The organism is Scopulibacillus cellulosilyticus (assembly GCF_042665295.1).
Taxonomy (GTDB): Bacteria; Bacillota; Bacilli; order Bacillales; family Sporolactobacillaceae; genus Scopulibacillus_A; species Scopulibacillus_A cellulosilyticus.
Genome location: NZ_JBHTCO010000001.1, coordinates 152,628 through 166,679, shown reverse-complemented (window position 1 = coordinate 166,679; position 14,052 = coordinate 152,628). Strand labels below are relative to the sequence as shown.

The window sequence follows — 14,052 nt, the reverse complement described above, 5'->3', positions numbered from 1 at the left end:
CTGGGAAACACTGCCGGCGAATTTCTTCGTTGCGTCGTCACTCCGGTCCTCAAGTAGCAATTATCTACATTCCGGTCCTCGTGACTTCCGCGCCTCGAACTTCTTGGCCCTGTTTGTCCTCCTTTTTAAACCCTTACAAAAAAGGATGTTCGATAACCAGAAGGAGCAGAGGCCCTTCTGATAGACTGTAATCGAACCTGTAACATTAGTATAAAGTTTGTATCAGCCTAAGTCTATCAAAATTTTTCCGCAAATACAAATCAATATTTTCTTGTACCGATATAATCAGCAATTTCCTTAAATGAACGGGTTGCTGAGTTATTTGGAAGATCATTCAGGACCCTGTACGCCTTATTCAGATATTGTGTGCTCACTTCCTGTGAAACTTCAATTGCACCGGATTGTTTAATTAAGTTTATGATATGATCGAAATCCTTCTGGGAAGGGTTGTCTAATTGGAGCGTCAGCATAACAGCTTCTTTAATATCTGAATGACGGAAAGCCATTAGCGTTGGCAATGTAATATTCCCTTGCTTCAGATCGCTTCCGGCAGGCTTTCCTAATTGTTTTTCCGTCCCTACAAAGTCAAGGATATCATCAGTGATTTGATAAGACATACCCATGAAATAGCCGTAATAATAGAGTTTACGGCTAATAGACCTGGAAGCACCCGCTGATACGGCTCCCAATTCACAACTAATAGCCATTAACAATGCAGTTTTCCGTTTAATTCTTAATAAATACTTCCGAAGATTCTGATGGCAATTAAATTGATCCTTAATTTGCTCAATTTCTCCTATGCTCATTTCTTGCATCGCTTTTGCCACAACTTGATTGGCATATGTGTCATGAATATCAGCCATTAAGTCGATGGCTTTGGCAAATATGTAATCACCCGCATACATGGCAACGCGATTGTTCCATTTCGCTTTTACCGTAGGCTTGCCCCGCCGAAGTTCTGCATTGTCGATGACATCATCGTGGACAAGTGAAGCCGTATGAATAAGCTCCAATGTAATAGCGGCTTTCTTTACTGCTGGATCGTCTTTATCCCCATAATGAGAGGCCAGTAATACCAATATCGGCCTTATCCGTTTACCCCCGGCTTTTAATAACTCATACCCTGCCTGGTGAAGCGTTGGATGATCAGATGTGACAGCTTCCTCTATCCCTTTTTCAATTTCATTTAAATCCCGTTTAAGTTCTCTGTAAATTCTTGTCAGTGACATACCCAATTCACCTTTATTTTATTATGTCGTCTTATTTTCTTGCATGGTGGACAGCAGCGATTCCACCCATAAAAGACTTAATTTTCACGCGAGAAAAACCAGCTTCTTGAAACAGTCCTGCAAGCGTCTTTTTATCTGGGAAATTCTTGGTGGACTCATACAGCCAAACATATTCATCATAGCTGTTAGCAAAATATTTGCCTAATAGAGGCATAATATGTTTGAAGTAAAAAAAATAAAGCTGTGTATAAACCGGAATAGCAGGCTGGGAAGTTTCCAAGCAAACAACCATCCCTCCCGGTTTTAAAACACGATACATTTCCTTAAGTACTGTTAAATAATCGGGAACATTACGTAATCCAAAGCCGATGGTAACATAATCAAATTGACCATCTTCATAAGGCATTTTCATAGCATCGCCATGCATTAATTTAACATTGGTTAAGTGATTTTCTTCTACTTTCTTTTCAGCAACCTGAAGCATATTCTCACTAAAATCCAACCCGTTAACTTCGCCGCTGTTTCCCACTGCCTCGGCAAGTGATATTGTCCAGTCCCCTGTACCGCAGCAAACATCTAAGGCCTTCTCACCCGGCTGAACGTTCATTAGCGCCATTGTCTTTTTGCGCCATGCTTTATGACAATTGAAGCTCATAAGCGAGTTCATAAAATCATATTTTTTATATATTGTTTGAAATACATCATGTACTTTTTCACGCTTTGCTTCATTCATAATTTTAACCTTCTTCCGCTAGCCGATGATCAAAAAGGAAGTGATCTTCACTCTCAAATACCAGTTTTAAAGAACAGTTTTTAAAAAACGTATTAAATAACGGCTGTTCTTTTAAAGTTTGTTCCAGATTTAACTTCAATTCCTTAAAATAGTAGTCAATTTTTTGCTTTGTAACTTTTCGGATATCAGGGTTTTTATTAACGATATCAAGATGATGAAAAAATGAAAAGGTATGATTGTGATTACTGTTGGATTTATTTTTTTCAAGGGACAGTCTTTTTAGCAAGAAATAATCGAAGATTATTTTTGTCCAACCGGAAAAACCTAAATACGAAGCAATTTTGGTCACAAGAACGGATTCAATGCGGCCAAGCTGCTGAAATAAAGTTGTCCATTGAACATGGTCATTGCTAAAAAACGCCATCTTATATTCGTTAATTTCTTGAATCGCTTTAGCTATTTGTTTGGTCATTTGCAAGTCAGGAATGTTTGTCAAAATAAAATAGTAAAGCGCGCTGTAATAGTCCCCGCCTAATACCGTCAGCTGCCTTGATTTATTTTGACTTTGGTTCTTTAACGGCTCATTGGTCACATGATCATGGGTATCTAGTGCAATTTGTACAAGCATCATGACAATGACATAGTCATATACTTTTTTGTAAGAGCCATTCTCCTTTAAAAGCAAATAAAAGGCTAGAAGTTTATCTTCATCGATATAAGGACGAACTGAATATTTATCTAAGTATGGGTGCTCCATTGTATATTTTAATTTCTCTTTAATATCTAAAAGCTCTTCATTGATGGTCATTATATGTCCCCCACACTAATCAAGAATAAGTCATACGCTCAAAAAACCTTTAAATATTATATCATAAATTATATCCTGCATTAAACAATAAAAGCAGGGTAACCTGCTTTTATATTATAATACAGAAAGTTTTCCTTATTCAGCATTAATAACCCCGTGTCTCGTTTGTATTGTAGCCTTGCCCCGAACTTTAACCGCAGCAGTCTGTTCAGTAAATTGGGCTATTATGACTTCACCTTTATCGAGTTTTTCAATATGATGAAAACGGGTATTGGCACCTCTGGTCAGGCCCATGACGTTCACACCATTTTCCTCAGCTTTTATAACCATAAAGTCATTAAAAACATTTTCAGCCAATAGAAACCCTCCTTTTCCCGCCAATTAATCTCTAATCAGCATCATAGCTTCTGAACGGGCAGATGCGTCCTTCTGAAAAATGCCTCTGACAGCAGACGTCACTGTTTTGGATCCCGGCTTTTTCACTCCCCGCATTGTCATACACATATGTACGGCCTCAACAACGACAATCACACCATGAGGGTCGAGTGTATTTACAATAGCATCGGCAATAGTTGTTGTAATTCTTTCTTGCAGCTGCGGACGTTTGGCTATAGCTTCAACCGCTCTTGCCAGTTTACTTAATCCCGTTACTTTTCCGCCCTTTGGAATATACCCGACATGGGCTTTTCCATAGAAAGGAACTAAATGATGCTCACACATTGAATAAAAAGGGATATCTTTAACAAGTACCAGTTCTTCATGATCTTCTCCGAAGATTGTCGCAAAGTATTCTTCCGGATCTTGGTTAAGACCTTGGAAGACTTCTTCATACATCCTTGCCACACGTTTCGGTGTATCTAATAAACCCTCGCGGTCAGGGTCTTCTCCAATGGCTTCAATAATCATTTTAACTGCTTTTTCAATTTTTTCATGATCTACGCTCACAGTGTGCCCTCCATTTCAAACGACCTATCTTATCACCAAAATATTAGCACAACCGTCTATCAAAAGTAAAGAAAACCTGACGATTGGCAAGCTTTAAAAGTTAATGGAGAAGAAGCAACGAGCATAACATCTCGAACTGCTCCGAGCTGCGACGAGAAGTGGAGATACCCCCTTGAATAATCTTCGGCGCAGGAGCATACCAGACTATAAAAAGTAAAGAAAACTATAAGGTACTGGCATAGAGCGACGAGAAGTGGAGATGCTTCGTTGAATAAGCGTCGGCGCAGAAGCACCACCGTGACTACCCCGACTATTAAAATGAAAAAAATAAAAAAGAGCCGTATTGGCTCTTTTTTTTTGCCCTATGTATTTATGTTATTTAACAGCATCCTTTAGGGCCTTACCTGGTTTAAAGGCCGGTACTTTGCTTGCAGGGATATCAATCTCCTCACCTGTCTGCGGGTTACGGCCCTTACGTGCAGAGCGTTCGCGAACTTCAAAGTTACCAAAACCTATTAATTGAACCTTACTACCTTCTTTGAGGGCATCAGCAATGTTTTGAAATACGGAATCTACAGCTGCAGTAGCATCTTTTTTTGATAGTTGGGCTGATTCCGCAACAGCATTAATTAAATCAGTCTTATTCAATGCCTTCACCTCCTCTCAAATAATGTCATTTAAAAAACATCTGCTTTTTTTAAATGCATTATCAACGCTTATCTTATACGAAGTCATGCAGGAATTCAACATTTTTTTAAATAATAACCGCTGGAAACCCTTATTAAGTAAATATTCTAGTTTATTATAATCATAACCACTTTTATTGTAAGTCAAACCTATTTTTGTGCATCTTGTCAAAAAAATTATTATTTTTTAAACATATGGCATCTGTCATCTTTCATTACGAGTCTATTTTCCGACGAAATGAAGTATCAGGTGAATTAATGTTATGGGTATAAGTTGCAGCGTCCAACAGGTCTTGATCGTTGACGTTACCCGCAAGATACTCCGCATAAATTTCCCCTATGAATCTGCCTAGTCCGTAATTATTTTTTGTCTGCGAATGCCAGCCGTCCAGTAAGCTCCGTCCTATTGTTACCGCGGCGTTTGTTGAAGAATCATTAATATTGATATCATTAAATTGAATATCTTGCTGAAGACTCTCCTCATCTTTTTGACTGTATCCTTCTTCTTTGTCATATGCGTTATTTATCTGTCCATCTTTATCTTTCAACCCTTTATCATAAAGGTTATATTTGTAATTATTTATAGGCATATCAATATTGTCATTATCAATAACAATTTGGACGGTATCTTTAATCTTCGAGTTACTAACCGTCCCAAACCCAAAGTTATCTTTTTTTGAATTATACCATCCATTTGCTTGAATTTGTCCAATAAAGACTCCCGAGGAAGTATCAATACTATTGATGGATAATTGCTGAAAGTTTACTACGGCTGTTTTTTTTATGTTCATATCTTCCTCCTAATTAAGACTTGATTATAAGCTTTGACCTTGAACGCTGGGATCATTTGTCGCGGTACCAATCGGATTATCTATTCCATCCATATCATTTACATTACCGGCTACAAATTGTGTATTATTTATCCCGATGTAAAAGCCGTTTCCGTAAGCACTTTTACCATAATAATTCCATCCAGGCATACTGGTCTCCCCAACATTAACCGCAGAATTACGGGCTTGTGAATTAACATTTATCGATCCAAAACTAAGATTAATAGCCACTTTTACCTCTCCTTTTTACACCTTAAGCCCATAGAAACCGCTTTAAAGCCTTGAAAAAATGTGATCTTTATAAAGACCAATCGTCTCAATAGCCTTTCTTGTAAAAAGTCTCAATCTTGTCATATACTTTTTTTCAATAAGGCTTCGAGAGGTTTGTCACTTGACGCTTTATTAAAATGGAAAAACCATTGGGATGTGAGTTACAATTACTATATGAGCTCAGGGAATTGTCCTGTGCATGCCGTTTGATTTTAGTTATACAAAAAAGACCCTCACTTTGAGAGTCTGTGTACGGTTGGTTCTATTTACAATATGATGGCAATCAGGCCTCCTGAGCCTTCATTAATGATCCTTTCCAAAGTCTCCTTTAATTTATATCTTGCATTCTCAGGCATTAGCGATAGTTTGGCAGATATACCTTCACGAACAATCGAATTAAGTGACCTTCCAAAGATATCGGAATTCCAAATTGACAGCGGATCATCCTCAAAATCTTGCATTAAATATCTGACAAGTTCCTCGCTTTGTTTTTCTGTACCGATTATCGGTGCAAATTCTGATTCTACATCAACTTTGATCATATGAATTGAAGGCGCCACTGCTTTTAATCGTACGCCGAACCTGGAGCCTTGCCGAATGATTTCAGGTTCATCCAGACTCATATCGGTTATCGCCGGTGCAGCAATGCCGTACCCGGTTTGTTTAACCATCGTTAAGGCGTCAGCCACCTGATCATATTCCCGTTTAGCATAAGCGAATTCCTGCATGAGTTGAAGCAGATGATCCTTTCCGCGTATTTCTACTCCAACAACTTCTTTTAACACTTGGTCATACAAGTCATCAGGAGCATATAAGTCAATTTCCGCAATGCCTTGCCCCATATCAATGCCCGCAAGCTGAGCATCATCAATAAATTCATATTCATTAAAATAGCCGACAACGCGGTCAACATCTCGCAAACGCTTAATGTCTTTTACGGTGCTCTTAACGGCATCCTCGTAGCTTTCTCGGAGCCAATGATTTTCCCTAAGCACCATGACCCAGCTTGGTAAGTTGACATTAACCTCAAGTACTGGAAATTCATATAAAGTCTCTCTTAAAACATTATTAATGTCATGTTCTGTCATATTTTCAACGCTTTGGGCAAGAACAGGTATATCGTATTTTTCCGCCAGCTCTCTTCTGAGCGATTCTGTATCGGGATGATGAGGATGGGCGGAATTAACGATCATAACAAACGGTTTGCCCACTTCTTTTAATTCTTCAACAACCCTTTCTTCAGCTTCTAAATAATCATGACGGGAAATTTCACCAATAGAACCATCTGTCGTTACCACAATACCTAGTGTCGAGTGTTCTTGAATAACTTTTCTTGTGCCGATTTCAGCAGCTTCTTGAAAAGGAATCGGTTCGTCATACCAAGGAGTGTGAACCATACGCGGGCCATTTTCATCCTCAAATCCCTTAGCACCCGCTACCGCATAACCCACACAGTCAACGACACGAATGTTAACTTCAAGTCCTTCATCCACTTTTACAGCAACAGCTGAATTGGGAACGAATTTTGGTTCGGTGGTCATAATTTGTTTTCCGGCACCGCTTTGCGGTAATTCATCTTGCGCGCGGGCACGTTCCGCTTCATTTTCTATATTAGGTAAAACGACGAGTTCCATAAACTTTTTAATAAAAGTCGATTTACCGGTACGGACAGCACCAACAACGCCAAGGTAGATATCCCCCCCTGTTCTTTCAGCGATATCTTTAAAAATATCGACTCTTTCCAAATTAAACACCCTCCCGGTCTCCAGATTCAATCATTGACGTTATTCAATACTATATAACTATGACTTTGTCCATTAAATATACCAACTAAACTATATTTTCTTTTCGTTAACCTTATTAATCCTGTATAAAAAACCTCTCTCATATAAGCTATTTTGAGAGAGGGCATTTGATGACTACTTTACTAAAAAAATCACACGATTATTTTTTACCGTATATGGAACAGATTTAACAGGAACATATAAAGAATGTTCAACCAGCAGTTTACGGAGATCTTCCCCTTCACGGACATGCTGTTTTGATTTTTTGTAAGCTTGTTCGATATCAGGTAAGTAATTTATATAAACATGAGAATGATTATCCATAATAAAGCTTAAAGGTTTGCCGCTGTATGGACTGATCACTTTTGGGGGGGTTTTGTAACCAAGATCCTTAAAATCGATTTTGTATCTCTTTTCAGTAATGACACCGCCAAGGGGAGAATAGCCCTTATTATACCGATAATCTTGTATTTGCTGTTCTATTTCTTGAACTTTATTAACAAGTGTTAAATCAAACACTTTCACTTGCGGATCCGTTTCGGGATGAATCAGCACATATTCAAAATAACCGCCTTTAGAATAGGCGTTAGATGGCGGTTCTGACATGTACTGGGGTACTAAACGTTTAAAATCAATCCGGTATTTTTCGTATATCGGTGTATTTTGAGTGCTATTTAATATTGGAAGAACGCCTGTGTCTTTTCTGTAATTTAAAACGGCGCTTCTGACCTCATCCAACTGAGACTGATAGGCCATATGGCTTTGAGAAGCATTCGTTTCTTGACCCATACATCCCGATAGAATATTAACAATAAATAAACTGCAAATGATACTAAGACACCAGCGCATGAAAAGTCACCCTTTATGTATTTTTCAAATATATATCCGGCCAGTTATGTTATGACTACAAGTAACATTAAGAACCCGCCAATAATAAAGATAAAATATGAAATAAAAGACAAAGTAAATCTAAATATCCCTTTTAATTTAAACCGGCTTAACATGATTAACAGGGCGGCGATAATCATTAAACCCATTGCAATAAATGATATCCACATTTGAATTAAACCCGGGCTCACATTTATCCCTCCTCCTTTACCCTTAATATTATAACATAATACTATTAATTAAAATATTTCTGAATATATAAAAACAGAAGGAAGCGGCAGCTTCCTTCTGAGTGACTAAATCCTTCCGTACATTGACAGCCCTTCCTAGGATTAATTGTGTATTCATTATACCGTATGCCATAAGACAATAGATTGTCTCTGACTATGGCCTAGTTTTTTACTTTTGATCAAACATTTTTGACAAGGAAGAAAAATTCAAAGGAATATTATTATTCACTATCGCCTTTACAATAGCGTCTTCCTTTTGCTTCGGAACAGATACATTTGCTAATTTAGCTACACGGCCGACGAGTTGTCTAACCGTTTTTTCATCTTGAAAATTGGCATTTGCAACAGAATTAGCAAGTGCAAAGATATCTTCTTTTTTTACATTCGTTTTCTTTTCAATTTGATCAAAAAAAGGATTGTTCGGATCCAATGAAAGTCCTCCTTTTCCCTGCTTTCATGACATTATATGCGAGGGGACTTTCATTGTGCGCCATACGCTTTTTTATGGGTTAAAAAGGGCTGTCTTCCTCTTCCATTCTCTGTATTAATATGTCTGATAAATCACCGATTTCATTTGTTTTTCCTCTGCCCATTAATTCATCTACGGCCTTTTTAGCAGGTTTATCATTAAATAATAACTCATATATAGCCTTTGTAATCGGCATTTCAACATCTTGGCTTTCCGAAAGGTAATATGCCGCTTCAGTTGTTCTTACACCTTCAACAACCATACCCATTTGATCTAATGTTTGTTTCAGATCGTGACCTTTGCCAAGAAGATTTCCGGCCCGCCAGTTTCTGCTGTGGACGCTTGTACACGTAACAATTAAATCGCCCATGCCTGCAAGTCCTGTAAAAGTTAACGGATGGGCACCCATTTTTGTACCCAGACGGGTAATTTCAGCAAGCCCCCGGGTAATAAGGGCGGCTTTTGCGTTATCACCGTAGTTTAGGCCATCGGAAATACCGGCGCCCAATGCAATAATATTTTTCAGCGCACCGCCGATTTCAACGCCAATAACATCATGATTGGTATAGACACGGAAATTTTGGTTAATAAACATATCCTGTGCCTTTCTGGCCGCTTCCTTGTTATAAGACGCTACTGTAACAGTTGTTGGCTGGCGGTGACAAACCTCTTCCGCGTGACTTGGTCCGGATAAAACGGCAACAGCTTCACGAAGATTTTCCGGAATTTCTTCCTCGATCATCTCTGATACACGTTTTGATGTCCGGGGTTCAATCCCTTTTGTACCATGAATAAATAACACAGGTTTTTTTAAGAAAGGCTTAACCTGCTTCAGAACATCCCTGATCGCCTTAGTCGGCGTCACGACTACAATCGTATCGACATCCTGTACAGCTTCTTCTATACTTGATGTCCCTTTAATATTTTTAGGCAATGAGATATCAGGTAAGTAGCGGGCATTTGTATGATGCTGGTTAATTTCATCTATTTGATCATGTCTCCTTGCCCAAATCTTAACATTGTATCCATTATCAGCAAGGACGATAGCCAATGCTGTTCCCCAGCTTCCAGCTCCAAGCACTGTTATATCATTCATAAAAATCCTCCCTGGTATGTACTAGATTGTGTTCAAAAAAGAAAGCGAAAATCCTATGAACATCAATTGTCAGGCGCCTTTCTTCCCAAGCTTGTTCTCTTCTCCCCGGATTAAACGTTTGATATTTGCCCGATGCTGCCATAATGCAAGTAATACAATAAGAACGTCAATATAAATATAGCTTAATGGAAAGCTTCCGAGCAACCAAGAAATAATTGGCGTCAAGATAATAAGAACAAGGGAGCCTAATGAAACAAATCTAGTAATTAAAATAATGATAATAGCAATAATAGCGGCAATAAGCGTTGGAAGAAAGGATAATGTCGCAAATACACCGATTGTCGTCGCGACACCTTTCCCCCCTTTAAATCCGTAAAAAATCGGGAAGTTATGTCCAATAATAGCAATTAATCCTGTTGCGGCAACCGCCCAAGGCTCTAGGTGCATGGCTCGTGCCAGCAAAATAACCACAACGCCCTTAAGGACATCCAGTAATAACACACAAATGGCCGGTCCAACTCCTAAAACACGCAATGTATTTGTTGCACCGGCATTACCGCTGCCGTATTTTCGAATATCGACCTTTTTTATTTTCTTGGTCATAAGATAGCTGAAACTGACAGAGCCGATAAGATAGGCAATAATAAACGATAAAATAAACATGATAACCCCCTGTACCTCCTATTGATCATGCTTTTTTCGAGTGAAGATCTTTATTGGTGTACCGACAAAACCAAAAGTATCCCTTATTTTATTTTCTAAATACCGCTCATATGAAAAGTGGAGTAATTCAGGATCATTAACAAACAGAACAAATGTTGGCGGCTTAACACCAATTTGTGTCGCATAATAAATTTTCAATCGTTTGCCTTTATCTGAAGGCGGAGGCGTCATAGCTGTTGCATCCATAATCACGTCATTTAAAAGACTAGTTTGCACCCTCAGGCTGTGATTTTCAGAAACGGTTTGAATCATCGGCAATAAATGATGAAGTCTTTGTTTTGTCGCAGCTGACAAAAACACGATAGGTGCATAATCCAAAAATTGGAAGTTATCGCGAATTTTACGTTTGAAATTTTCCATTGTTTTATTATCTTTTTTTACGATATCCCATTTATTAACGACTATAATAATTGCTCTTCCCGCCTGATGAGCATAGCCGGCTATTTTCTTATCCTGCTCAATAATACCTTCTTCGCCATTAATCACAACGAGAACAACATCAGAACCTTCAATCGCTTTTTGAGCTCTGAGGACACTGTATTTTTCCGTTTTTTCATATACTTTACCGCGCTTTCTGATACCGGCTGTATCGATGATAACATAATCTTGGCCTTCTCTTGTGAAAGGGGTATCAACAGCATCTCTCGTCGTACCGGCTATATCACTGACAATCACACGATCTTTGCCAAGGATAGCATTGACAAGGGAAGATTTCCCGACATTTGGGCGGCCGATAATTGAGAATTTAATTGTTGTTTCATCATAATCGTCATCTTCAGTTTTAGGAAAATGAGCAATGACTTCATCTAATAAATCTCCTAAGCCGCGTCCATGGGCACCGGATATCGCAATAGGTTCGCCCATTCCTAAAGAGTAAAAATCATAAAGATTCATTTCTTGCTTAAAATCGTCAATTTTATTAACACCAAGGACAACCGGTTTTTTTGAGCGGTATAATAGACTGGCGACTTCCTCATCAGCGCTTGTCAGCCCGTCTTTACCATCAACAATAAACAAAATAACATCGGCTTCATCGATAGCAATGTGCGCCTGTTCACGCATCTGAACTAACAGGGGCTCATCACCTAATTCTATTCCGCCTGTATCTATAATATTAAAATGATGATTCAACCATTCGCCGGCACCGTAAATACGATCTCTTGTTACTCCTGGCGTATCTTCAACAATCGCTACCCTGTCACCGACAATCCGGTTAAAAATTGTTGATTTACCTACATTCGGTCTTCCAACGATGGCTACAATTGGTTTTGCCATACTTGCACATCCTTTGTTCTAGAAGTTATAGGTTAGAAAAAAAGTTTTAAAAAATTACCTTATTTATATCATTTTTTTATGTAATAAAAACATGCCAAACGCTAACAGCATTGATTCTTCCCTTAGCTTTATCATCTTACCAAAAAAGTATTAGACACTCAATCTATTTTAAATAAACCGATTACCTTTCAAATTTACGAATAGATGATCTGCTCAGGGCATGATGTAAGAGATAACTCATTCTAAGAGCCGCATACCAACCTGCGGTCATAAAAATTAAAAAGGCTAACTTGTCAAGAAATTGGTAATCACCGATGACAAAGTCTTTTGGGTATAACAACAAACTTTCTACCCATTCCGCCTGACATAAGCCGACAATGATGACTGCAAGGCGTATACCGAAGGGCTTCACAAGCAATTGAACAACAAAAAACATGGCAATAAAAAACAGCCATTGATTGATCATTAAAAGAATAGCCGGTTCATACATCGTGTATATTGTATAAATAATATAGAGCATCATAACAATCAAATGTACAACGAAATAATAACTTAACTTTAAAAAAGAAGATCTCCCAAGCAACCCTAAGCCGACAACGAAGAAAAAGATATAAGTATCATTTATTTTAATCATTTCAATATGTAAAAATGAATTTGAAAGGATGATGGCTATTAAACAAGTAAAACTGGCCCAAAATCTTAAAGGGCGGTATCCCATAATAAAAGTTGTTGCTATCCATAATCCCCACATGACCCAATAAAAAACAATACCTTCCATAAATATCACCTCATGTACATTATGGAAGAATTGCCTGAAAATTAAACCTATATCAAAAGAAGCGTCCTTTTGGACGCTTCTTTTGTCATATTTATTCATTTATTTATATTTCTTGAGTTGATCGCCAATCATATCGCCAAGAGAAAAACCAGTGTTATTATCATCTTGTTCTTTTACATGATTGTTTTGAACTTGCTTTGGCTCTTCTTCCAGCTCACGAATACTTAAAGAAACTCGTTTTTCTTCAAAATTAACATCGAGAACCTTCACTTTAACTGTATCGCCTTCAGTTAATACTTCACCAGGCGTGCCGATATGACGGTGAGATATTTCTGAAATATGAACCAATCCTTCAACACCAGGGAATAATTCTACAAATGCACCGAATGGCACTAACCGCTTAACAGTGCCTTCCATCACATCACCGGAATTAATTTTGCCCTTCGCTTCTTCCCATGGGCCGGGTTGCGTATCCTTAATAGACAATGAAATTCTTTCATTATCGCTGTCAATAGAAAGCACTTTAACTTTGACAGTATCACCCTCGGAAACAACTTCTTGAGGCGTTTCAACACGATGATGGGCAAGCTGGGAAATATGGACAAGACCGTCAACGCCGCCGATATCAACGAATGCGCCGAAATCAGTAATTCTTTGAACTGTTCCTTCTAAGATATCACCAGGTTTTATTTCGTTTAATGTTTTCTGTTTTGCAAGGGCTGCTTCTTCGTCAAGCACCGCACGATGAGATAAAATCACCTTGCGTTTTTCCCGATCAAGTTCTACAATTTTAACATCAAGTTTCTGACCTTTATAGTCGGTAAAATCCTCTACGAAATGCCGCTCAACCAAAGATGCCGGAATAAAACCGCGAACACCTAAATCAACAACAAGTCCGCCTTTAACAACGTCGGCAATTTCAACTGAAAACGTTGTCTTTTCCTTGTACTTTTCTTCAAGATCTTCCCATGCTTTATCCGCATCAACTTCCTTTTTGGAAAGAACAAGCTCATCATCAGATAATTTAGTCACTTTGACTGTGACTTCATCCCCAACAGATAAAATATCGCTTACCTTTTCAACATGTAAGCTGGATAATTCACTGATAGGCAGGATGCCGTCCACCTTATATCCAACATCAACCAAAGCGTGTTTTTCCTCTACTTTGGTAATTTTCCCTTTAACGACATCACCGATTGATAATGCATCAAATGTTGCCATTTCGTTATTCATGTCTTCAACCATTGACAGTGACCTCCTTTAATTGAAACACAAAAACATAAAAAATGCCTTTATTTTAAGTTCTTA

17 protein-coding genes are annotated in these 14,052 nt (G+C 38.3%); all 17 read right to left on the bottom strand.

All coding sequences use genetic code 11. The features are described from left to right. Positions 1-260 precede the first annotated feature (260 nt). Positions 261-1,229: a heptaprenyl diphosphate synthase component II gene (gene hepT, locus ACFQRG_RS00875; RefSeq protein WP_380962690.1), complete on the bottom strand. Its 969-nt coding sequence runs from the start codon at positions 1,227-1,229 to the stop codon at positions 261-263. 31 nt (positions 1,230-1,260) lie between these two features. Next, positions 1,261-1,962: a demethylmenaquinone methyltransferase gene (locus ACFQRG_RS00870; protein ID WP_380962688.1), complete on the bottom strand. Its 702-nt coding sequence runs from the start codon at positions 1,960-1,962 to the stop codon at positions 1,261-1,263. 4 nt (positions 1,963-1,966) lie between these two features. Continuing rightward, positions 1,967-2,770 (bottom strand): heptaprenyl diphosphate synthase component 1, encoded by an 804-nt coding sequence (locus ACFQRG_RS00865; RefSeq protein ID WP_380962686.1) that lies wholly within the window; start codon positions 2,768-2,770, stop codon positions 1,967-1,969. Positions 2,771-2,905: 135 nt separating this feature from the next. Further along, the gene (gene mtrB / locus ACFQRG_RS00860; protein WP_380962684.1) at positions 2,906-3,127 is read right to left on the bottom strand and encodes a trp RNA-binding attenuation protein MtrB; all 222 of its coding nucleotides are present in this window, start codon (positions 3,125-3,127) and stop codon (positions 2,906-2,908) included. A gap of 24 nt (positions 3,128-3,151) precedes the next feature. Beyond that, a complete protein-coding gene (folE, locus tag ACFQRG_RS00855) occupies positions 3,152-3,715 on the bottom strand; it encodes a GTP cyclohydrolase I FolE (protein WP_380962682.1) in 564 nt (187 codons plus the stop codon). Between the two features lie 375 nt (positions 3,716-4,090). Beyond that, positions 4,091-4,363, bottom strand: coding sequence for an HU family DNA-binding protein (locus tag ACFQRG_RS00850; protein ID WP_380962680.1), 273 nt, complete (start codon positions 4,361-4,363; stop codon positions 4,091-4,093). A 253-nt stretch (positions 4,364-4,616) separates the two neighbouring features. Then, positions 4,617-5,192 carry a hypothetical protein gene (locus ACFQRG_RS00845; protein ID WP_380962678.1) on the bottom strand — a complete coding sequence of 192 codons (576 nt, stop codon included), beginning with the start codon at positions 5,190-5,192 and terminating at the stop codon, positions 4,617-4,619. Positions 5,193-5,216: 24 nt separating this feature from the next. Further along, positions 5,217-5,462, bottom strand: a complete 246-nt coding sequence (locus ACFQRG_RS00840; RefSeq protein ID WP_380962676.1) for a hypothetical protein — start codon at positions 5,460-5,462, stop codon at positions 5,217-5,219. Between the two features lie 305 nt (positions 5,463-5,767). Next, positions 5,768-7,246 carry a stage IV sporulation protein A gene (gene spoIVA / locus ACFQRG_RS00835; RefSeq protein ID WP_380962674.1) on the bottom strand — a complete coding sequence of 493 codons (1,479 nt, stop codon included), beginning with the start codon at positions 7,244-7,246 and terminating at the stop codon, positions 5,768-5,770. 174 nt (positions 7,247-7,420) lie between these two features. Next, positions 7,421-8,134, bottom strand: coding sequence for a hypothetical protein (locus tag ACFQRG_RS00830; RefSeq protein WP_380962672.1), 714 nt, complete (start codon positions 8,132-8,134; stop codon positions 7,421-7,423). A gap of 44 nt (positions 8,135-8,178) precedes the next feature. Then, positions 8,179-8,364 carry a DUF2768 domain-containing protein gene (locus ACFQRG_RS00825; RefSeq protein WP_380962670.1) on the bottom strand — a complete coding sequence of 62 codons (186 nt, stop codon included), beginning with the start codon at positions 8,362-8,364 and terminating at the stop codon, positions 8,179-8,181. A 208-nt stretch (positions 8,365-8,572) separates the two neighbouring features. Next, on the bottom strand, positions 8,573-8,833 hold the full coding sequence (locus ACFQRG_RS00820) for a stage VI sporulation protein F (protein ID WP_380962668.1): 261 nt from the start codon (positions 8,831-8,833) through the stop codon (positions 8,573-8,575). Positions 8,834-8,912: 79 nt separating this feature from the next. Next, positions 8,913-9,968 (bottom strand): NAD(P)H-dependent glycerol-3-phosphate dehydrogenase, encoded by a 1,056-nt coding sequence (locus ACFQRG_RS00815; protein WP_380962666.1) that lies wholly within the window; start codon positions 9,966-9,968, stop codon positions 8,913-8,915. 69 nt (positions 9,969-10,037) lie between these two features. Further along, positions 10,038-10,631, bottom strand: a complete 594-nt coding sequence (gene plsY, locus ACFQRG_RS00810; RefSeq protein ID WP_380962664.1) for a glycerol-3-phosphate 1-O-acyltransferase PlsY — start codon at positions 10,629-10,631, stop codon at positions 10,038-10,040. Between the two features lie 18 nt (positions 10,632-10,649). Further along, positions 10,650-11,966: a ribosome biogenesis GTPase Der gene (der, locus tag ACFQRG_RS00805; RefSeq protein WP_380962662.1), complete on the bottom strand. Its 1,317-nt coding sequence runs from the start codon at positions 11,964-11,966 to the stop codon at positions 10,650-10,652. Positions 11,967-12,147: 181 nt separating this feature from the next. Beyond that, the gene (locus tag ACFQRG_RS00800; RefSeq protein ID WP_380962660.1) at positions 12,148-12,744 is read right to left on the bottom strand and encodes a YphA family membrane protein; all 597 of its coding nucleotides are present in this window, start codon (positions 12,742-12,744) and stop codon (positions 12,148-12,150) included. Between the two features lie 99 nt (positions 12,745-12,843). Then, the gene (rpsA, locus tag ACFQRG_RS00795) at positions 12,844-13,989 is read right to left on the bottom strand and encodes a 30S ribosomal protein S1 (RefSeq protein WP_380962658.1); all 1,146 of its coding nucleotides are present in this window, start codon (positions 13,987-13,989) and stop codon (positions 12,844-12,846) included. Positions 13,990-14,052: the final 63 nt, after the last annotated feature.